Below are 20,575 nucleotides of genomic sequence, written 5' to 3'. Positions count from 1 at the left end.
ACCCCAAACTAATTAAAAGAGCTATATCAATATAAAATTAATACATTAAATATTATTCAAGCTCCACTTTAGTTGCTCCTGCTTCAATAAGTTTTTGCTTGATTTTTTCTGCTTCGTCTTTAGGAACATTAGCAGTCAAATCTTTAGGTAAAGATTCAACCAACTCTTTTGCTTCTTTTAAACCCAATGTAGAATTAACCTCTCTCACAGCTTTAATAACTCCTATTTTTTTACTCGCATCAATTTCTTTAATCACAACTTTATACTCAGCTTTTTCTTGAGCAGCAGGAGCAGCAGCATTATCACCAATAGGCGCCCCAGCACCAACAGCTCCACCAAGAAAAGAACCAGCAGGCAACCCTATTTTCTCTTCTAAAACTTTTACAAGTTCAGAAGTCTCTAATAGGTTTAAAGATAATATTTTATCAACCAAATCACTTGTTACATTACTCATAATTACCACCTTACTTAACAACAAATTTATTTTTTAGAACTATAATAATCCAAAACTCTCATAAGCCTCATAGAAGATGAATTAATAGACAACGCTAACCGAGCAGGAATATCATAAGATATTAAACGCATAATTTTAACACGCAATTCATCCAGAGAAGGCAACTTAGCCAGTTTATTAACATCTTCCACTGTTAACAATTCATTTAAATGAGCTGCGCAAATCACAGACATTTTTTCTTTGTTAGCATTAGTAAAATCAACTATTAATTTTGCAGCTTCTACTATGCCACTAGAGTATATAATAGCAACAGGACCGGAAAATTTGCCTGATAAATAAGAGAATTTACCAGTCCTTTCCAAAGCCAAGCGCGCTAGAGTGTTTTTAACTACTAATACCCCACCTGCTATAGACTTCAGACTATTCCTCAGAGTTAATGAATCATTAGCATTTATAGATTTAAAATTTACTAATATCAAGAAATCATTATTTACAAATACGTTTATTGTGCTCTGTATAAATTCATCCTTATCTTTACGCTTCACGGTATCACTCCCTTAAATTATATCTTCCACTTTGCCTATCTTATAAGCTTTACCCATAGTTGAATTTAAAAAAACACCCTTAAAGTAAATTCCTTTCGCAGAAATAGGTTTATTATCTTTAATTACTTTAAGAAAGGCTTTTAAATTTTCTAGCAAGTCATCAATATCAAATTTAATATTTCCTAATTTACCATGAATAACACCATTTTTATCTGTTCTAAATTTTACCTGACCAGACTTAATGGTTTTAATAGCTTCTGCAATGTTAGAAGTCACAGTACCAAATTTAGGGTTAGGCATCAGCCCTTTAGCACCCAATACTTTTGCAATAGGAGTGATTTTTGCCATAAAATCAGGAGTAGTAATGCACCAATCAACATCTAACTTTCTACCTTTTTTTATTTCTTCAACTAAATCCTCTCCTCCTGCAATATCAGCACCAGCTTTTTCAGCTTCTAATAAATGTTTATCTTGAGCGAAAACAGCTACTTTAATATTCTTCCCGATACCTTTAGGCAAAACTACTGTACCACGCACCTGCTCTTCAGATTTACGTGAATCTACGCCTAAATTGACCGCAATATCAACTGATTCATTAAATTTTGCTGAAGCAGACTCAACAATCTTCCTCAAACACTGCTTAGGATTATCATTATATGTATTCATTTACCTAACCTTCCACAACTTCTATACCCATAGATTTTGCAGTGCCTACAACCATTTTCACTGCTGAATCTTCATTATCCACTTTCATATCAACCATCTTGCACTTTGCTACTTTAATTATAGCAGACATAGGTAATTTAGCCACCAATTCTTTACCAGGATTACCAGAACTTTTACTTAATTTAGCCTCCTGCTTAAGTAAATAAGCCACAGGCGGAGCGCTGACAGTAAAATCATGAGAGCGATCATCCTTTATGGAAATTCGCACTGTTACTAAATCGCCTACTTTACAATTAGCGTTAGCAGCACTAGTAACTTTATTAAAAGCTTCACAAAACTTAGGAACAGGTATACCACGTGGGCCAAGTACTGAAGCAATTTTCGGTCCTGGGACTGCTTTCCCAGCTTCCATAAGTAAGTTAATCTTAGCAACTATAACACTCATAATTAATCCTCTATTTTCTCTACTTGAGCCAGATCAAGCTCTATTATTGTCGGCTTACCTAAAATCGATACTTCCACATTAATAATTTTTTTCTCATCGTCTACCATATTTACCTTACCAGTAAAATTTTGAAAAAGACCATCATTAATTTTCACTTTTTCACCTTTTTCATAACCATAACCTAACTTCTTTGTCTCTTGAGCATTATAAAGTGCATTACACATTGAGTGAATCTCATCATCCAAAATCACCTTTGGAATATTACCGTTTTTCAAAAATCCATAAACCTTAAGAGATTTTGGTATATTATTGATAAAATTCAATACTTCATCGCATAAATTCACGTATAAAAAGACATAACCAGGAAAGCATTTCCTTCGTGTAGCAATTTTCTTAGATTTCAACTCTACTTCACTTAGCTCTTCATATGGAATAAAAACTTCCTTAAAGTAATCATTAACACCCAATCTCATAGAATTTTCCAATATATGTTGGCGCACTTTCTCTTCACAATTAGAAGCAACTCTCAAGATATACCATTTATACCTATTAAATTCTTTACACTTTAAACTTATCTCGTCATCTAAAATCATCTCAAAATTACCAGATTCGCCACTGCAGAATCCAGGCGTTTGATTCAAAATATTTTTGCTTTCATCACACAGATGCATATATACATACACTTCACATAATTCTTTTATATCAGACTTTGAATTACATACCGTTTGATAAGGAATAAACACTTCCTTAAAATAAACAGCATTACTTACCAATTCGCGTATACCTTGCTCATATCCATAATCAACTTTAATGATATACCATTTATATTCACATTCCATAAATAATTCCAAATAAAGCCTTAATTACGTAAAGAGACATAAAATCCACAAAACAGAAGAAAATCGAAAAGCATAATATAACAATCATTACAACAAATAGAGATGACAACACCTCCTGTTTCTTTACCCAAGCAATTCTTCGTATTTCTTGCTTTATATCACAGAAAAAACCACACAAACTTTTTAACATTTCCACCACAACATTAATGCAGGAGCGATAGGAATTGAACCTACAACCTCTGGTTTTGGAGACCAGCGCTCTACCAATTGAGCTACACTCCTATAACTCAAACTCTCACTCCAAAATTTCAGAAACAACACCAGAACCAACAGTTCTACCGCCTTCTCTTATCGCAAAACGCAATCCCTTATCCATTGCTATCGGTACTTGCAATTCTACTTCTACACTCACATTATCTCCTGGCATTACCATCTCCTTCCCATCTAGCAATTTTATGCTCCCAGTTACATCCGTTGTCCTTAAATAAAACTGTGGCTGGTAATTCGCAAAAAATGGTGTATGCCTTCCTCCTTCCTCTTTCTTTAATATATAAACCTCCGCCTTAAACTTTCTATGCGGTGTTATCGTCCCCGGTTTCGCTAATACTTGCCCTCTCTCCACTTCTTCTCTTTTTGTTCCTCTTAACAATATTCCTACATTGAGTCCTGCACTTCCCTTATCCAGCAACTTCTTAAACATCTCAACACCTGTGCATATCGTCTTTTGCGTCGCTTGCAGACCTATTATCTCTATCTCTTCTCCCGTCTTTATCTCTCCCTTCTCTATTCTTCCTGTTACCACTGTTCCTCGCCCCGATATCGAAAATACATCTTCGATTGGCAATAAAAATGGTAAATCCACAGGCCTTGGTGGAACCGCTACATATTCATCTAACTTTTCCATCAATTTGTCTATTGATTTCTTTCCATATTCGCTGCTGTCATCCTCCAGCGCCTTGAGTGCTGAACCAACCACCACAGGCACTTCATCCCCTGGAAATCCGTATTTACTCAGTAATTCCCTCACTTCCATTTCTACTAAATCTATCATATCAGCATCAGCAACATCAGCTTTATTTATATACACCACGATATATCCAACACCTACCTGCTTCGCCAGCAATATATGCTCTCTCGTTTGTGGCATTGGCCCATCAACCCCCGACACTACCAATATCGCCGCATCCATCTGTGCTGCACCTACTATCATGTTCTTTACATAGTCAGCGTGTCCAGGACAATCAACGTGTGCATAATGCCTTTTTTCCGTCTGATACTCAACATGCGCTGTTGCTATCGTTATCCCCCTCTTCCTTTCTTCTGGCGCTTTATCTATCTGATCGTACGCTACAAAATTTCCATAATGCTTCGTTATCGCCGCTGTTAACGTCGTCTTCCCATGATCCACATGTCCTATTGTTCCCACATTTACATGCGGCTTTCCAAATGCTTCCACTACTGCTGTCATAATTATTACCCTTCATTATACTCTAACTTTAACTCATCAACCACATATTGTGGCACTTGCTCATAACAAGAAAAATGCATACTATACTGCGCCCTTCCCTGAGACATAGAACGCAAAACGTTGATATAACCAAACATATTTGCAAGAGGTACCGAAGCAGTAATTATTTTACTATTATTACCTAAATCGAGCATATCAGCAACATTTCCTCTTCTACTATTTATATCACCCATAACATCACCCATATATTCTTCAGGAGTAATGATTTCAACTTTCATTATAGGCTCCAGCATTTTTGGACCAGCTTTATTTGCCATCTCTTTAAAAGCACCTTTAGCAGCAAGTTCAAAAGCTAAAGGACTAGAATCAACCTCATGAAAAGCACCATCAAGAAGGGTAGCCTTAAAATCAATCAACGGAAATCCCGAAATTATACCACCTTCTTTTATCAACTCCAAGCCATTTTCTACCCCAGGAATATACTCTTTTGGAATAGCACCACCTACAATTTTACTTTCAAATTGAAACCCAGAACCAGGCTCAAGAGGTTCAAATTTTATTTTAACCTTAGCAAACTGACCAGCTCCACCAGATTGTTTTTTATGAGTGTAATCAATTTCAACAGATTTAGTGATAGTTTCACGATATGCAACCTGAGGAGCACCGACGTTAGCCTCAACGTTAAATTCGCGCTTCATTCTATCAACAATAATCTCAAGATGGAGCTCACCCATGCCTTTCAATATAGTCTGGCCACTTTCCGCATTTACTGACATTCTCAAAGAAGGATCTTCTGCAACCAACCTATTTAGAGCAATACCTAATTTTTCCTGATCTGAAGTGGTTTTAGGTTCCACAGCAATTTCAATAACAGGCTCAGGAAATTCCATACGCTCCAATAATATAGGAAAATCAACAGAACATAAAGTATCTCCGGTGGTTGTTTTCTTTAGCCCAACTAAAGCAACTATATCTCCAGCCCTAGCCTCAGTTATATCTTCTCGGTTATTTGCATGCATAAGTAACATTCTGCCAATCCCTTCAGTTTCGTTTTTTAACGCATTTGAAGCGGTAGATTTAGACTTTAATTTACCAGAATAAATACGGATAAACGTCAAGCTGCCTACAAATTTATCCGTCATCACTTTAAATGCAAGAGCAACAAATTTCTCTTTTTCTGAAGGTTTGACCTCAATTTTCTTTTCTGAATCTTTAGGATCAATTCCAACAATTACATCAACATCAATAGGAGAAGGTAAAAAGTCAACCACACCATCTAAAAGTGGTTGTACGCCTTTATTTTTAAAAGCTGATCCACACAATACAGGAACAAATTTTCCTTTAATGGTCCCATTTCTCACGCATTTTTTCAGTAAATCCACTGGCAGATCATTAGACTCAAAGTAAGTATTCATCGCTTCATCATCCATCTCAGCTGCAGCATCTAATAAAAGATTTCGATATTCTTGAGCCTTATCAAGCAAATCAGAAGGAATATCTTCATAAGAAAATTTAGCGCCCAACGTTTCTTCTTGCCATATAATGGCTTTCATAGAAATAAGGTCAATTATACCTTTGAAATCTTTCTCACTCCCTATTGGTAAATGAATAACTAAAGGTGCTGCACCAAGCTTCGCCTTTATCATATCAACACATCGATAAAAATTTGCCCCTATTCTATCCATCTTATTAACAAAGCAGATACGAGGAACGCTATATTTATCAGCTTGACGCCACACTGTCTCAGATTGAGGTTCAACTCCAGCAACTCCATCAAATACAGCAACTGCACCATCCAAAACCCTTAAAGATCTCTCAACTTCAATAGTGAAATCAACGTGACCAGGAGTGTCTATTATATTGACCCTATGATCATTCCAAAAACATGTTGTTGCAGCAGATGTGATTGTAATACCACGCTCTTTTTCCTGCTCCATCCAATCCATAGAAGCTGCACCATCGTGCACTTCACCAATTCTATTTTGCTTACCAGTATAAAATAAAATACGCTCTGTTGTGGTAGTCTTACCAGCATCTATGTGAGCCATTATCCCTATATTTCTGTATTTAGATATTCCAATTTCCATATCACAATTAATTAGCTAACATTAAAAACGAAGATGAGAAAATGCCTTATTAGCTTCAGCCATTTTATATTTTTCTTCGCACATCTTAAACGCACCACCGCGTTTATTATAAGCATCCAGTATTTCAGATTGCAAACAATCAACAGTGGTTTTTCCACTCTTTTTTCGAGCAGCAGAAGTTGCTTTAGCAATCCACCTTAACGCTAAAGCAACCGCTCTATCTTGTCGAACTTCAACAGGTACTTGATAAGTTGCACCACCAATGCGTCGAGAACGCACTTCTATAGAAGGAGTAACATTTCCTACTGCTGTCTCAAAAATTGATAACCCACCTTCGCCTATTTTCTTTTCAGCTAAAGACAAAGCTTCATAGATAATCTTTTCTGCAGTAGATTTTTTACCACATTTCATGATTGTATTAATGAAACGCATCAGCAAAACACTGCCGTAACGCGAATCAGGACTTATTTCTCTTTTTTTTGCTTTATTCCGACGAGCCATAAACTTTAACCAGATTTCTTTACACCATATTTTGAACGAGCTTTCTTTCGATTTTGCACACCACGCAGATCAAGGGCACCTCTTATTATGTGATAACGCACACCTGGCAAATCTTTAACCCGCCCACCACGTATCAAAACAACAGAGTGTTCTTGTAAATTATGACCTTCACCAGGTATATAAGCCGTCACTTCACCATACCCACTAATTTTTACTCTGGCTACTTTACGGAGTGCTGAGTTAGGCTTTCTAGGAGTTGTAGTATACACCTTAGTGCAAACACCTCTCCTTTGAGGGTTGCTTTCTCCCAAAGCTGGTACCTTTTTCTTATGGTTCAATCCTAATCTACCCTTACGTATTAATTGATTTATCGTAGGCATATGTTATAAACTCAAGCTCATTAAAATAACTAAGTTTTTAGTTATAAAATAATAAACCTCAATAGTCAATATAAAAATAAACATTACTACTCTAATAATTAAGCTCAACTGCCTTGAAAGCCATCAGTAGACTTCTTGCACTACCTCCCAAGCCACAACTGTCATTCAGTAGAAACGAAAAAACTTACTTGACACCCTTCGCCAGCCCCATTATCATGGTACCGAAGGTATTCATTTATCTTCAATCTGTGCAGATTAAGTGACAACAGTATTACGTAATTGGCGTCTTATTTTTAATTTTTTGCACTATGCACACTTTACTTCTTCACAACATTTCTGGGTTTTTACCTATATAAGCTGAAACGCGCTTATAAAGCGTTTAAGACAGTATAGTACGCCAATTTGCAGGATTAGGGAGTGACAACTAGCTAATACGGGATATCTTTTGCCTTTTTTTTGCTTAGTAAATTTCTTAAACATTTAAACTAAGGTGAGTTGCATTTAAAAGCAGCTAAATTGCAGTGTTTAAGACTTAAAAAACGCCAATACTGAAAATAGACAATGACTAGGGCTTCTTTTGCCTTTTTTTTGCTTGGTAAATTTCTTAATATTTATGGCAACATGAACTGGGCAGGAAGGTGTCATTCCAGTGCTTGACACTAGAATCCAGTTTTCCATATAATCTCATCGAAAATGTTGTAACCACTTTCTGTGCTAGTTTGCTTGCTTACAAGCAAACTTTTCTGGATCCCAGTGTCTGGGCACTGGGATGACAGGGGGGAGGAGGCTACTTGGATGACACCATTCTTTTTCCTGGATCCAAGTAGTCAGGGCACTGGGATGACAGGAGAAGGTACTAGGATGACACCCTGACCTCGTCGTCCCGCTACGTGTTAGCGGAAGCTAGAGATACCGTGACGGTATGACGTAAAGCTCGCATTAGCTATACTTTTATGCTCACCAACTTAGCTGGATCCAAGTAGTCAAGCTACTTGGATCTGCAAATTGCAATGTTCGTACAGCTGCGTGCTTGACACTGGGATTTAGTGCAGCTACCCTAAACTGGAAGCTCATCTTGCTATTCTTGGCTGAAAGGAACATATTTTTAGAATAATGAAAACAATCAGCACTTTAATTCAAGAAGGATCGGAGTTATTATCGTCACATAAAGTTGAATCACCACATTTAGATTGTGAAATCATCATGCAGCACGTACTTGGAGTGGAAAGATCATTCATAATTATGAACCATGCTGATCAAGTGCCGATGGAGAAAGAACTTTTATTTTGGAAATTAACAAAAAAAAGAGCGGAAAGATATCCAATATCGCAAATAATAGGTAATCGTGAATTCTGGAGTAAAAATTTTATAGTTAACCAGCATGTTTTGGATCCAAGACCAGATAGTGAAACATTAATCTCAACAGTGTTAAAATATTACCCAAATAAAAAGCAGAGACTAAAAATTGCAGATTTTGGTACAGGCACAGGTTGTTTATTGATATCCGTACTTAGTGAGTATGAATATGCCGTTGGTATCGGTTTTGAAAAAAGCTTGGAAGCATACAAAGTTGCCTATCAGAACACAAAGAAACATGATCTTCTCAGCAGAGCCAAAATATTTCCAAGCTCATGGACAGAGTGCAGAGGTTCATTTGATCTGATAATTAGCAATCCTCCATATATTAAAAGAAGCAAATTAAAAGACTTACAAGCCGAAGTGCAAAAAGAGCCAAGAATTGCTCTTGATGGTGGAATTGATGGTTTAAACTGTTACTTGAGTATTTTTCCAATATTGAAAAAGTGCCTTAAAAAAAATGGGTTTGCAATATTGGAGATAGGTGAAGATCAAAATGATATTGACAAAATAATACCCTCATACAAATTAGTTTTTCAGGAATATGTACATGATTTGGCAGGAATGAAGAGGTGCATTGTTATGCAAAAAACATAGCTAATGTTTTCTTCCTTCATCCCATATTATCCTATGTCATCCCAGTACCCTCTAGCTAGTCATCCAAGTAGCGTGACTACTTGGATCTATATTTACTATGGTAAAGGCATAGGATGACAGGAACGGTTTTATGCATTTTTTAAAAGGGCAACATGTTTAAGCTTTGCTGGCAAAGTGGAAAGTAAGGCCAGCCTCTATACCGTGTGTGTAAAACAATGTATTACCTATATTTATATCTTCTTTTGCTGCATTTGCTGGTTTACTCTGATCATCAAGCTTCTTTTTACCCCTGTTATTAGGATCATCTATAATTTCCCCAAGCGCATCAGTTGTAAGTTTAAGACCATCACCAATAACACCACCAATAGCACCAAAACCTCTATATCCGATATGCATATTTACATCTTCGTTTATGTGATAATCAAGGCCAGCTTTTAATTGACCTGCGGGTCTTATTGACGATTTTTCAAACATTGTCATTCTTGTTGCACCGACTCCAACCCCAACATAAGGAGAAAAAGAGAAACGGTCGCTCTTCCAATGATGATAAACATTTGCCATTAGAGACATGTTTTCAATTTGGTCATGATTAACTGTAGCACTATAGATATAAGTTTTTTTACCAGCATCCTTACCAATGTCCTTTAGGTATGAAACAGTTATTTGACTACTTGCTAAACCAATATTATCCACTTTTACAGAAGAATACATTCCTTCTAATTCAGCCCTATAGCTGTTGTTACCCAATTCTCCTGTGTAACCAAGTGCTACATTTGCAGCAAAAGGTGGATTGTAACCTCCTTTATACTCACTTAGTGACTGACCTTTTGTGTTCTGAGCATCTCTGTCATTTATAGACAAATTTTTGATATCTGTAGTGCTTGTTTTTAGTTCACCCATGCCATTAAAAAATTGACCATAATACCCACTACCAAAGTAAAACCCTTCTGTCTCACTCGCAAAAGATTGTTGTGACAACAATAAAGCAAGTGCTGTAACCGCTAATGTTTTTTTACTAATCATTACTACTCCCCTAGTTAAAATAGCTAATCTAATACTAATTAATTAAAAATGGCTTAATATGAAAAACCTAATTATTTGCATAACTTGCACTTTTCTGAGCTAAAAATAGGCAAAGTTAACCTTACTTCTCGTCATTTTTTAATTTATCCTCATCTTCAAATTCATCCTCCTCTTCTTCGTCATCAAACCCATCATCGCTCCTATCCTCATCTTCCTCGTCATCATCTTCAAACTTATCGTCGATATCTTCATCATCAATATCTTCGTCTGCAAATTCATCTGATTCATCATATACTGCATCTTCGGTTTTAGTTTCAGCAGGATAATCAACTGAATTAGGTCCCTCAAGAACATTATTCCCCTCGTTATTAACCTTATCTTTGCTCGCAGCGGCAGAAAGAACTTTGTTTGGGTCATATGGTTCTTGTGTAGGCACACGAGTTTGTTTGAGCAGCCTTCTTGTGAAGGTGGTATCACTGTAGTACAAAATTTTCTTTGATTTAATTGGGTAAGTCGACTCTATTAAAATTATCTGATCGTCACGTGGCAACATAATAACTTCTTGAGGCAATAGCAATGCTCTCTGTATTTCAGAGATATGTAATGACCTTGAAGCAGGATTTAAATCTAAAAATTTAGGCTTATTCAACGATTCTTGTTGTACAGTTTTGTTTCCTATAAGTTGCGATATTAAATTAGCTGTTTCAATATTATTGGCTGCAAAAGTTATTCTGTAAGTCGAGTTTGACAAAAAGGAGTTCATCCCTGCTTCTTCGTATATTCCTTTGAGCTGCTCAGTATCTTGAACAATTAAGAATAACCTAACTCGATAACCACGAAAATATGCAATACCTGTTTGAAATTGCTCCATTTTTCCAAGTGTAGGAAACTCATCCATTAAAAACAATACGCCATAAGGCTCGTCATCCGATGGCAATTTTCTACATAAAAACTCAGTTGCCTGTTGGTAAAAAACCTGCATTAAAGGCCTGAGCCTAGTCAAGTTGTCAGGAGTTAAACCAACATAAACTGTAGTTTTCTTCTTTTTAAAATCTAAAATATTAAAATCACTTGACGCAGTTGCAGTATCAATCAATGGGTTTGCCCACAATTCAAGTGATGAGTTCATGGTTGATACAACACCCGACCTTTCTTTATCAGCTTTTTGTAAAAAAGCTGCAATGTTCATATATGCTACAGGGTGTAGTATTTTACCCATTGTATCAAGAGCAACAGCAAGATTATAGACTACATCATCACTACGCATCGTACGCACAACTTCACCAAAAGATTTGACTTTCTCTGGTGCAGCAAGTAAGTATAATACCACTCCAACAAATAAACTTCTTGCTTCATTTTGCCAAAAGTCTTGTTCAGGCATAATTAGGTTGGCTATTTTCTGCACATCGTCAACCATCTGTCCAGGTTTTTCACTAATCCATTGTAATGGATTGTAACAGTGACTTATTCCATCTGGCTGCGCTGGATTCCATACGTATACTTTTTGTCCTTGTCGTTCTCGCCAACCACTTGTTATTTCATAGTTTTCTAACTTTATGTCGTGTACAATTACCGAGTCAGTCCAAAATAATAAATTAGGAATTACAAAACCAACACCTTTACCAGAACCTGTAGGTGCAAATAATAATGCATGCTGAAACCCATCAGCAATAAAGTAGCTTCTTTTATCTTTACCAAGCAGTAATCCCTTTTTGCTTCTTAAGCCTGCTTTTCGTATGTCTTTCTCTGATGCCCACTGCGAATCTCCATGCAGTGATTCTTTCTTTTTAAATGGTCGCCACTCAATTATCCTTTCTCTTAAATTCCATAAGATAATCATTAAAACAATGATAGGCAGTGCAGAAGATATAATTAATGTGATTTTGAGCTCAAGGCTATATAACTCTGGATGATGCCAACAATATTGTATATGATCAAAAATCGTTGGCCAAAGAGCTTGAGGGAAAGGCGTCAAACTAGGATTAATTGCCTTAAAATCCACAGCATCCGGACCATCAGCAAACAGAATAAACAATATACCAGATAGATAGAAGCAAAACTCAAGTACGCTAAAAGCTACTACACCTCCTATGAGAATATTACGTAGGTGATTTCTATTACTCATAAACTACTCTTCCTTAACTTATGTATAAATTTAAGCATTTTCGCTCGCAGATCTAGTAAATAATATCTCAGAAATGCTTCTTTTGTCCCCACCGGTTCTTTTTAGCTGAATAACAATATCAATCACATTTCTAATGTATGGTATAATTTGGTCTGGAGGAATGCCAAGATTTGCCTGCATAACCATCAATTTTATTTGCTCAAGGGCCATTGTTGGACTATCTGCATGAAGGGTTGATATTGATCCAGGGTGACCAGTATTTATCGCCCTGAGAAAACTAAAAGCTTCCGCTCCACGGAGCTCACCAACTATTATTCTGTCTGGCCTTAAACGTAAGCACGCTTCTATCAAATCTTGAGTGGTTACTTTTGCTCTGCCCTGCCCTCCTTTAGAGGCAATTAGATGGACTTTATTGGGATGATCGTTCAAAACGATTTCCCTTGCATCCTCAACAGTAATAATTCTTTCCTCAGCTGGAATAGCACGCAAAGTAGCATTAGTAAAAGTAGTCTTACCAGTGGAAGTTCCACCACTAATTATAATATTTTTCTTACTTATTACAGCGTATTCTAAAAACTCTTTTATTTTTTTTTGCCTTAACAATAAATCCAAATGACGGTCAACTGGATTATCAGTTGCTTCTGTAACAGTTTCAGAAAAAGCCCCCATTTTTTCGTAATCATCGAGTGCTAACTGCATGCTAGAAGGCTTACGAATCGACATGACTACTTTATCAGGTTCACATGCTGGCGGAAATACTATCTGTATACGATAACCATTTGGTAATGTTGCCGAAAGTAACGGCGCTTCTTCGCTAAGTTTTTGTTCTGTAGCTTGAGCAATCAGTCTGCCAAGAGACTTCAAATGGTTAAGATCGAATACTTCTAATTTTTCACACCTTATTTCACCGCGATTTTCAATCCATACTTCCTTTGGCTTATTTATTGATATTTCATTTACGCCTTCTTCTTGAAATATGCCTTGTAATGGCTCCAAATATGTATCAAGTGCAGCATAGTTCATTTCATTGATTTAATATTGCCTGTGGAGGAAATACTATATCTTGGTTAACAAATACTTTCAATGCAGTGCCTTGATCAACATAAATAGTTGGTTTTTTATCTGTATATCTGCCCACTACATCCCGCATATCTTTAGAAAAATCCTCGATTGATTTCCCGATTGCTTCATCATAAACAGACTTGCTTTTTCTTTGAATTTGTTCTAACAGTTGATTTACAATTTCCAGGCTTATATTTACCTCGCCTTCTTCAATTCTTAGTGCTTTTGCTATTTCCTCTTTCATTATTTTTAGTAAATCTTGTCTGCTTTTGGCACTCCGAATTCTTCCGATAGCCCCAAGGCCTAATTTCCATTTGTCACTAGATATCTTCTTTTCTGGGTCAATAATGAGTTGGAGAGAAGAAAAATCTATTTCGGTTGCAGCGATAGACTTTACTGCATCTCTGATAGTTAGCGTATCAACAAGATTAGAAGCCTTTTGTCCTATAACAGCAGAACCAATCGAAACACCAGCAAGTGTCACTGAAGAGAATAACGCACTTACTATTTTGTTATCAACTATTCCTGCTATTCCTGCTCTACCAAGCTCGTCAGTACTAAGTGATGAGATTGCAATATCTATTCCATGTGGCAGAATCACTCTATTCCAGTTTATATTTACACGAGATTTAGCAACATTCGAGTCAAATGAATAACTGCCTATCAATCTTGAGCCTTTAGGTATTAAAACTGTATCACCAGTTTCTGCATAAACATCTCTACTCACCATAGCACGCAGCATTCCTTGCAGATCAGAGTTTATTGCAGTTTCAAGAACAGCATCAATAATTTTACCTTGAGTAATCATTAAACCAAGCTTTCCTACCCTGGTAGCTTTGCTCGATTGTGCTGAAGTGTCGGATAAAATAGCATCAGCAGCCTTGTTCTCTCCACTACCACCTGAAATTGTTAACATTTGTGCACTACGTCTGTCTCTAGGATAACCGCCACCCCCTATTGTAGGAAATGAGGTAGGTAAATTGCCCATAACATTACTAGAAGGAAAATTTTGCTTTGGCAAAATAGGTATATTTGACGCAGAAGTTTCTTTTGGTTTCTCTTCTTCTTTTTTAATTTGTTTTATTTCTGGTACGATTTGTGGTGTAGGAAGAGGAGGTAAGGGTGGTAAGGAATCGGTTATTATTCTTTCAGGAACCATTACATTATCTGGAACTTGTTCCAACTTTCCTTTCAACTCTTGAACGTTTTGCTTTGTTTCCTCTTTTTTAATAACTTCTGAACCCTCTTTATGAGAAGGACTAAAATAGAGATAATACACTCCACCAACCAGAAGTACTAAAATAATGACCATCAATGCCCTATGACCTTGATTAGAGCCAACTGTTACTACCTTATTCTCTATTTCTGATTCATCTTCTGAATTGTTACGCCTTTCTTTATTCATATTGCATGTACCACAGCTAAAGTGACCTATTTATAATTTCAACTTCACCATCTTCATAACGCATAAATAGCTTTTTATGTACTCCTTTTATTATAACATAATCATCAAATAACAGCCTTTTACAAGGTTTATCCTCCCCTTCTACAAAAACCTGAGGTATTTTATTATTATTTCTAAATTTTAAATAGGTTAAATAACCATCATCAAATAACTCGATCGGAACTATATCCGCATTACCACCTTCATCAATATATGTATAATTGTACTTCGTATCATTTTCTTGTATTATTTTTTTTAGCTTGTCTGTAGTATATTGCATTTGAGTAGGTAAAGAAACCTCATCTAAATCAACATCAAATTCACCTTCTTCTTGAGGATAATAAAAACGTACTACGTAAGATATATCCTTTTCAGCAGAATAATCGTGATCCACTTTCTTAGCATCAGTATCCGGGTATTTATCGTAGTTTGGCCTTGAGATTAAATCAAAAATGTAATTTCTTTTTTTAGTTGTCGTAATAATCATGTTAGTGCGACTACTAACTTCAAATGGCATGATAAGCAATTTATTGTCATAAGGATTAATTTTCCAACTTGATGCATCACCAACAGCGATATTTTTAACTTTTTCTCCTTCCGCAAATTCAATATAAGAATAGTAACCCTGACTAAAAACCACCGTAAATACTTCATTAGGGCTATACACAAAAGTCTTTATTCTACTATCTACAGAAATAGGCTCATTATAATTAATGGATGCGTTTAAATTGCCACTGACAAGTAAAGCTAAAACTAATAATATCCTATACATATTCATCATCTACTCTATATGAAATAACTTGAAATCCTAATGGGTTAATATATCTTTGCTGATCATCCATTTCAAGCGATGCATATCTATATGACATAATAACTATCTTATTTTTTCTCGTAGAACTTCCATCTTTCCGTGTAAATTCCACAAAAAATCTCACCTGAAGAGCATCGTTACCCAACTTTTGAATTGAGCGAATTTTAAATTCACTTTTGGTATCTGAATATAAATTAAAAAGATCATCCATATTCTGCGATCCTACATAATTTCTAAATTCATTATACACATTAGGCGAGGAAAACAACCTCACCTTTGTATAATAGTTATAATTATAATGATATGGATCAAAAACCTCCCTTGTTTTTATATACTCTGAAATAAAATAATCGTTTAGCGCTTCATCTGCAGAATACTGTTTTACTGTGACAGGATCAACCAATTGCACTATTCCTGATTTCTTGTCAATTTCTATAACAAATGGCTCAATAGTGCTACTTGTGCTAATTTTAAATATGACTAATATGCTGATAGAGATCGTTGCTAATAATATTAATGCAAATAAAAGTAGAATATTCCTTTGAGCAATAACTGTGCTGTAGCGGTTTGAATTCCAATTTATATCCTTATCTAAGGATTCAGTATTTTTTTCTCGCTTAAAAAATCTTAGCATTTTAGTATTCCTAAAAATCTTAACTTATGTTAATAAACATAGCAAATTAACAAAGTAGTTACAGCAAAAAAGCTAAAAAACTCTTAATCTATGGCCTAATTTACCAAACTTTGTCTCCATATATGAATCGTTATATTTATTACGTTCCACAATAAGTGGTAGACACTTTGTAACTCCTATACCACTACTTTCCAATTCTGACAATTTCCTATCATTGTTTGTAAGTAATTGGATTTTGTTAATGTTCAATTTCTTAAGCATTTTAGCTGCAACAGCAAAACTCCTTTCATCATCTTCAAAACCCAATGTTCTATTTGCATCAACAGTATCAAGATTATGTCCTCTTTGCATACTGTACGCTCTTAACTTATTAGTTAAACCAATGCCCCTTCCATCTTGCATCAAATACAATATAATACCACTTCCAGAGTCAGCTATCATTTGAATTGCTTGATGTAACTGACTCCTGCAATCGCATGACAAGCTATCTAACAAGTCACCCGTATAACACGAAGAATGAATTCTTACTAATGGTTCGCCATCTTTATCTGGATTGCCAATGATAATTGCATGATGTTCTCTTCCACCACTTTCGGTTCTATAAGATATGATATTTACTTCTTGAGTCTGTTTTAAAAATAATGATGTTTTGCACACTTCATATACATCCTGATTTTCTTGAAAATTATTTATGAATGACGTGTCCAGTGCAATAACGTCATTTTTCTCGCACCAATTTCGCATTTCATGATTATTCTCAAAAGTCATATCAGCCACTAACGCGTACGGCAATAATTCTGAGAACTTAAGCAAGGTAATAGCACATTCATCTATTGTCTTTGAGCATTGCAACTCTTTTATGCAATCTTCCTTTGAACAGTTTATTAAATGGAGCAGTTCATCAAAATTATTCACCAACAGACGTTTGCTGTTATGTTCTTTATTCTGAGATATGTATTTTACCTTACTTGAAGTTAAAGTAACATATACATTGCTTGATATAAGCTTGTATTGATTAAATAAATCTCTTTCTAAAGCCTCAGCAGCAGCAAACAATAGGTAATTACTTTCATCATATATTACAATTGGCTGACCGCGCCTGATTTCGCTGATAGCTCTTTCTACCTTATTGCTACCCTGATTTCCTATAAACATTTTTACCCATATTAAACAGCGACAAAAACTGGTGCGGCCGAGAAGACTTGAACTTCCAAGGCCTTATGAGCCACAGCGACCTCAACGCTGCGTGTCTACCAATTCCACCACGGCCGCACTATATCCTAGTTTTTATATAATTATTTTAAATTACTTAATCATTTTAGAATTTTTCATCTAGAGTGTCAATCTGATACTAGAATAATTTAGAAATTGTTTGTATAATTTGATTATGAATTTTGTGATTATAAATTTTAATCATTTAAGATAACCTTACTACTAATTTTTAACTTAGGTTTTTATACAAATGAATATAGCTAATATCTTTATTTTTTTAGCTCTCTCTCTTATAACTAGCTTTCATTTCGTCCATGCACAAATATTATACACATGGTCTCAAGTTATCCCAGAAAATAAACTAAGCATACGCGCAATTACGGACAATGACATGTGTCCCATTGTTTATGTTGATGGCAAGGAAACAGAAATGCTGAATCGCAGCTCAATTAACAATGGTGATCATAACGAAACAGTTTGTGAACTGACAGTACAAACAAGTGCCAAAGACGTTAGTATTGAGGATCTACGGGTTCCTATATTACCAAAAAAGGTTAATAAAATTGCTTTCATTGGTGACACGGGCTGTAGAATAAATATGTTATTTCAGCAGGAATGTAATTCGGTAGATAGCTGGCCTTTAAAAAAAAATTTAGACTCAATTGCCCTTCATAAACCAGATTTAATTATCCATGTTGGTGATTATCATTATAGGCAAACAAGATGTAGAAATACAAAAAAGTGTGGCGATATTTATGGATATAATAAAGAAGCTTGGTACGCTGATTGGTTTGAGCCTGCAAAGGATATTTTATCACAATCCCCTTTCCTTTTTGTTCGTGGAAACCATGAGAGTTGTGATAGAGCTTATGAAGGATGGTTCAGGTATTTAGATTCATACCCCTTTTCGTCTGAAAAATGTGGAAACTTCGTTTCTAGTTGGTCCTTAGATGCTGGACCGATGAAATTTTTTATCTTCGACTCTTCATCCGGTGAGGATATTTTTACAACCCAAAGCACAATTGATGCTTTTGAAAGGCAATTTGATAAATTGATACAAGATAAGCCCACGTGGTTTTTAACTCATAAACCACTTTGGAGATCTCCAAAAAAAGAATTTTTGACATTAAAAAGCCATGGCAATCTTACACAAATTGAAGCTTTTGGGGATAGATTTCTAAGCAATGTTACTACCATAGTTTCCGGCCATATTCATATAGCCCAGATTTTATTAATGGATAATGTTCCAGACCAGATTATAGTTGGAAATGGCGGTTCATTACTACACGCTCAAGATCAAGAACCTGTTTATCAAAATGTAGAATTTGACTATTCAAATGGTAGAAACTACTTAGCACACGAAGTTAGAAACTTTTTCGGCTTTGGCTTTGCAATACTAAACTTAGATGATCACAAATTTACCTTCTATAACCAAGATAATAAGGAAATGTATTCTGCGAAGCTAACAGAAGATTTTAAACTTAAACGGATTAAAACTATAGTCGATTCATTTTAGGATTTGTTATTAGCTATTTTAAAAACGCTACTTAAACATTTTTTTTAATCGATTGATTTCATCAGCAAATTTTGAGTCGGTCTTTATAAAATTTTCTACTTGTTTTACTGCATGTATAACAGTAGCATGGTCTCTGCCACCAAAGTTTCTCCCAATATCTGGTAGGCTTTTTTGCGTAAATTTTTTGGCAAAATACATAGCTATTTGTCTTGGCCTTGCAAGACTGCGAAGCCTTCTATTGGATTGCATATCTGCAACCTTTATATTGAAAAATTCAGCTACTTTCTTTTGTATTTCTTCTATTGTGACTGACCTATGATTTGACCTAAGAAGATCGATTAGGGTTTCACTAGCTGATTCTACCGTCATACTTCTTCCAATTAATGAGGTATGGGTAACCTTATTTAATGCTCCTTCTAATTCTCTTATATTAGATTTTATGTTCCTTGCTAAAAACTCTAGGACATCTTTCGGAACATACATATTCATCTGCTCCACTTTTGCCTGCAATATACCAAGCCTCAATTCAAAAGTTGTTTCATTAATATCTGCCACCAACCCCCAACCGAGTCGTGATTTTATTCTTTCTTCCACTCCATCAAGATCACTAGGAGACCTATCAGCTGATATAACCAATTGTTTATTTTGGTCTATCAATGCATTGAAAGTGTGAAAAAATTCTTCTTGTGTACTATCTTTACCACTGATAAATTGCACATCATCTACCATCAATACATCTACTGATCTAAATTGCTCTTTAAATAACATAATATCTTTGCTTCGCAGCGCTGTAATATATTGGTACATGAATTTCTCTGCTGATAAATACACCACTTTTCTTTTTGCTGATGGGGAATTGACTATGTGCCAAGCTATAGCATGCATTAGATGTGTTTTACCAAGTCCCACTCCACCATATAGAAACAAAGGATTGCTGCCTAATATTGGATCTATAGATTCTGCCACACGCTTTGCCGCCGTAAATGCTAATTCATTTGGCTTTCCCACTACAAAATTATCAAAGGTGAACCTTGGATCCAGCGGCGAACCAAGATTATGATTACTTTCCTCTCTGTTTTTTAGTATAACATTAAAATTTGAATTCCTCTCCTCAATTACTTGAATATCAATAGAACGTATACTTTTATCTTCGCTTTGCCATAATGATAATGTTTTTTTCATGTAATGAACTGTAATCCACTCTTTTATAAACCTTGTTGACACGGATAAAAGAACTTCCCCATTTCTGCTACTGACAAATTTTAGTGAACTCAGCCAGCTATTATATGTTGCTTCTCCATAAAGATTATAAAGACAATTTTGGATTTTTTCCCAAGTAACATTGTGATCCGTTACTGTAATAATCTGATCAAAAAACATAGTAGAAACCTTAGGGCTAGTTAAGTTCAT

General features: G+C 35.5%; 21 protein-coding genes and 2 tRNA genes. 3 read left to right on the top strand and 20 right to left on the bottom strand.

What is annotated here, in order from left to right; translation table 11 throughout:
* Nucleotides 1-52 precede the first annotated feature (52 nt).
* From rplL to rpsL, 11 genes are all read right to left on the bottom strand, one after another.
* Complete coding sequence (gene rplL, locus ONI09_RS00115) at nucleotides 53-454, bottom strand: 50S ribosomal protein L7/L12 (RefSeq protein ID WP_265014055.1); 402 nt, start codon at nucleotides 452-454, stop codon at nucleotides 53-55.
* 26 nt (nucleotides 455-480) lie between these two features.
* A complete protein-coding gene (gene rplJ / locus ONI09_RS00110; RefSeq protein ID WP_006279539.1) occupies nucleotides 481-999 on the bottom strand; it encodes a 50S ribosomal protein L10 in 519 nt (172 codons plus the stop codon).
* A gap of 12 nt (nucleotides 1,000-1,011) precedes the next feature.
* Nucleotides 1,012-1,665 (bottom strand): 50S ribosomal protein L1, encoded by a 654-nt coding sequence (rplA, locus tag ONI09_RS00105; RefSeq protein ID WP_077188473.1) that lies wholly within the window; start codon nucleotides 1,663-1,665, stop codon nucleotides 1,012-1,014.
* 4 nt (nucleotides 1,666-1,669) lie between these two features.
* The gene (locus ONI09_RS00100; RefSeq protein WP_265014054.1) at nucleotides 1,670-2,110 is read right to left on the bottom strand and encodes a 50S ribosomal protein L11; all 441 of its coding nucleotides are present in this window, start codon (nucleotides 2,108-2,110) and stop codon (nucleotides 1,670-1,672) included.
* 2 nt (nucleotides 2,111-2,112) lie between these two features.
* Nucleotides 2,113-2,949 (bottom strand): transcription termination/antitermination protein NusG, encoded by an 837-nt coding sequence (nusG, locus tag ONI09_RS00095; RefSeq protein WP_265014053.1) that lies wholly within the window; start codon nucleotides 2,947-2,949, stop codon nucleotides 2,113-2,115.
* Complete coding sequence (gene secE, locus ONI09_RS00090) at nucleotides 2,939-3,139, bottom strand: preprotein translocase subunit SecE (protein WP_022626186.1); 201 nt, start codon at nucleotides 3,137-3,139, stop codon at nucleotides 2,939-2,941. The genes nusG and secE overlap by 11 nt, the downstream gene beginning before the upstream one ends.
* A 19-nt stretch (nucleotides 3,140-3,158) precedes the next feature.
* Nucleotides 3,159-3,231 (bottom strand) — tRNA-Trp (locus tag ONI09_RS00085).
* A 13-nt stretch (nucleotides 3,232-3,244) separates the two neighbouring features.
* Nucleotides 3,245-4,417: an elongation factor Tu gene (tuf, locus tag ONI09_RS00080; RefSeq protein ID WP_253303378.1), complete on the bottom strand. Its 1,173-nt coding sequence runs from the start codon at nucleotides 4,415-4,417 to the stop codon at nucleotides 3,245-3,247.
* A gap of 5 nt (nucleotides 4,418-4,422) precedes the next feature.
* Nucleotides 4,423-6,504, bottom strand: a complete 2,082-nt coding sequence (gene fusA / locus ONI09_RS00075; protein WP_265014052.1) for an elongation factor G — start codon at nucleotides 6,502-6,504, stop codon at nucleotides 4,423-4,425.
* A 21-nt stretch (nucleotides 6,505-6,525) separates the two neighbouring features.
* Nucleotides 6,526-7,005 carry a 30S ribosomal protein S7 gene (rpsG, locus tag ONI09_RS00070; protein WP_265014051.1) on the bottom strand — a complete coding sequence of 160 codons (480 nt, stop codon included), beginning with the start codon at nucleotides 7,003-7,005 and terminating at the stop codon, nucleotides 6,526-6,528.
* A 5-nt stretch (nucleotides 7,006-7,010) separates the two neighbouring features.
* Nucleotides 7,011-7,385, bottom strand: coding sequence for a 30S ribosomal protein S12 (gene rpsL / locus ONI09_RS00065; protein WP_265014050.1), 375 nt, complete (start codon nucleotides 7,383-7,385; stop codon nucleotides 7,011-7,013).
* A gap of 723 nt (nucleotides 7,386-8,108) precedes the next feature.
* Between rpsL and ONI09_RS00060 the strand changes: the two genes are divergently transcribed.
* Together ONI09_RS00060 and prmC are read left to right on the top strand one after the other, a co-directional pair.
* A complete protein-coding gene (locus ONI09_RS00060; RefSeq protein WP_265014049.1) occupies nucleotides 8,109-8,258 on the top strand; it encodes a hypothetical protein in 150 nt (49 codons plus the stop codon).
* A 240-nt stretch (nucleotides 8,259-8,498) separates the two neighbouring features.
* Nucleotides 8,499-9,338: a peptide chain release factor N(5)-glutamine methyltransferase gene (gene prmC, locus ONI09_RS00055; protein WP_265014048.1), complete on the top strand. Its 840-nt coding sequence runs from the start codon at nucleotides 8,499-8,501 to the stop codon at nucleotides 9,336-9,338.
* Nucleotides 9,339-9,494: 156 nt separating this feature from the next.
* On the opposite strand, the gene ONI09_RS00050 is transcribed toward prmC, so the two are convergent.
* From ONI09_RS00050 to ONI09_RS00015, 8 genes are all read right to left on the bottom strand, one after another.
* On the bottom strand, nucleotides 9,495-10,361 hold the full coding sequence (locus ONI09_RS00050) for a P44/Msp2 family outer membrane protein (RefSeq protein WP_265014047.1): 867 nt from the start codon (nucleotides 10,359-10,361) through the stop codon (nucleotides 9,495-9,497).
* A gap of 121 nt (nucleotides 10,362-10,482) precedes the next feature.
* On the bottom strand, nucleotides 10,483-12,486 hold the full coding sequence (locus ONI09_RS00045; protein ID WP_265014046.1) for a type IV secretory system conjugative DNA transfer family protein: 2,004 nt from the start codon (nucleotides 12,484-12,486) through the stop codon (nucleotides 10,483-10,485).
* A 30-nt stretch (nucleotides 12,487-12,516) separates the two neighbouring features.
* Nucleotides 12,517-13,509 (bottom strand): P-type DNA transfer ATPase VirB11, encoded by a 993-nt coding sequence (virB11, locus tag ONI09_RS00040; protein ID WP_265014045.1) that lies wholly within the window; start codon nucleotides 13,507-13,509, stop codon nucleotides 12,517-12,519.
* Between the two features lies 1 nt (nucleotide 13,510).
* A complete protein-coding gene (locus ONI09_RS00035) occupies nucleotides 13,511-14,953 on the bottom strand; it encodes a TrbI/VirB10 family protein (RefSeq protein ID WP_265014044.1) in 1,443 nt (480 codons plus the stop codon).
* 16 nt (nucleotides 14,954-14,969) lie between these two features.
* On the bottom strand, nucleotides 14,970-15,770 hold the full coding sequence (gene virB9, locus ONI09_RS00030; protein ID WP_265014450.1) for a P-type conjugative transfer protein VirB9: 801 nt from the start codon (nucleotides 15,768-15,770) through the stop codon (nucleotides 14,970-14,972).
* Nucleotides 15,757-16,437: a VirB8 family type IV secretion system protein gene (locus ONI09_RS00025; protein ID WP_265014043.1), complete on the bottom strand. Its 681-nt coding sequence runs from the start codon at nucleotides 16,435-16,437 to the stop codon at nucleotides 15,757-15,759. Before ONI09_RS00025 ends, virB9 begins: the two co-directional genes overlap by 14 nt.
* A 72-nt stretch (nucleotides 16,438-16,509) precedes the next feature.
* Nucleotides 16,510-17,592 (bottom strand): GTP cyclohydrolase II, encoded by a 1,083-nt coding sequence (locus ONI09_RS00020; RefSeq protein ID WP_265014042.1) that lies wholly within the window; start codon nucleotides 17,590-17,592, stop codon nucleotides 16,510-16,512.
* Nucleotides 17,593-17,621: 29 nt separating this feature from the next.
* Nucleotides 17,622-17,709: transfer RNA gene (locus ONI09_RS00015), tRNA-Leu, on the bottom strand.
* Between the two features lie 190 nt (nucleotides 17,710-17,899).
* Between ONI09_RS00015 and ONI09_RS00010 the strand changes: the two genes are divergently transcribed.
* Entirely contained in the window at nucleotides 17,900-19,165 is a 1,266-nt protein-coding gene (locus tag ONI09_RS00010; protein ID WP_264705508.1) for a metallophosphoesterase family protein, read from the top strand.
* A gap of 27 nt (nucleotides 19,166-19,192) precedes the next feature.
* Here the strand turns inward: ONI09_RS00010 and dnaA are convergent, their stop codons facing one another.
* Complete coding sequence (gene dnaA, locus ONI09_RS00005) at nucleotides 19,193-20,575, bottom strand: chromosomal replication initiator protein DnaA (RefSeq protein ID WP_265014041.1); 1,383 nt, start codon at nucleotides 20,573-20,575, stop codon at nucleotides 19,193-19,195.

The sequence above is a fragment of the Wolbachia endosymbiont of Drosophila pseudotakahashii genome (genome assembly GCF_026015925.1).
GTDB lineage: Bacteria > Pseudomonadota > Alphaproteobacteria > Rickettsiales > Anaplasmataceae > Wolbachia > Wolbachia pipientis.
Note: the sequence above shows the minus strand (reverse complement) of the source record. Positions and strands in the feature narration are given on the sequence as shown.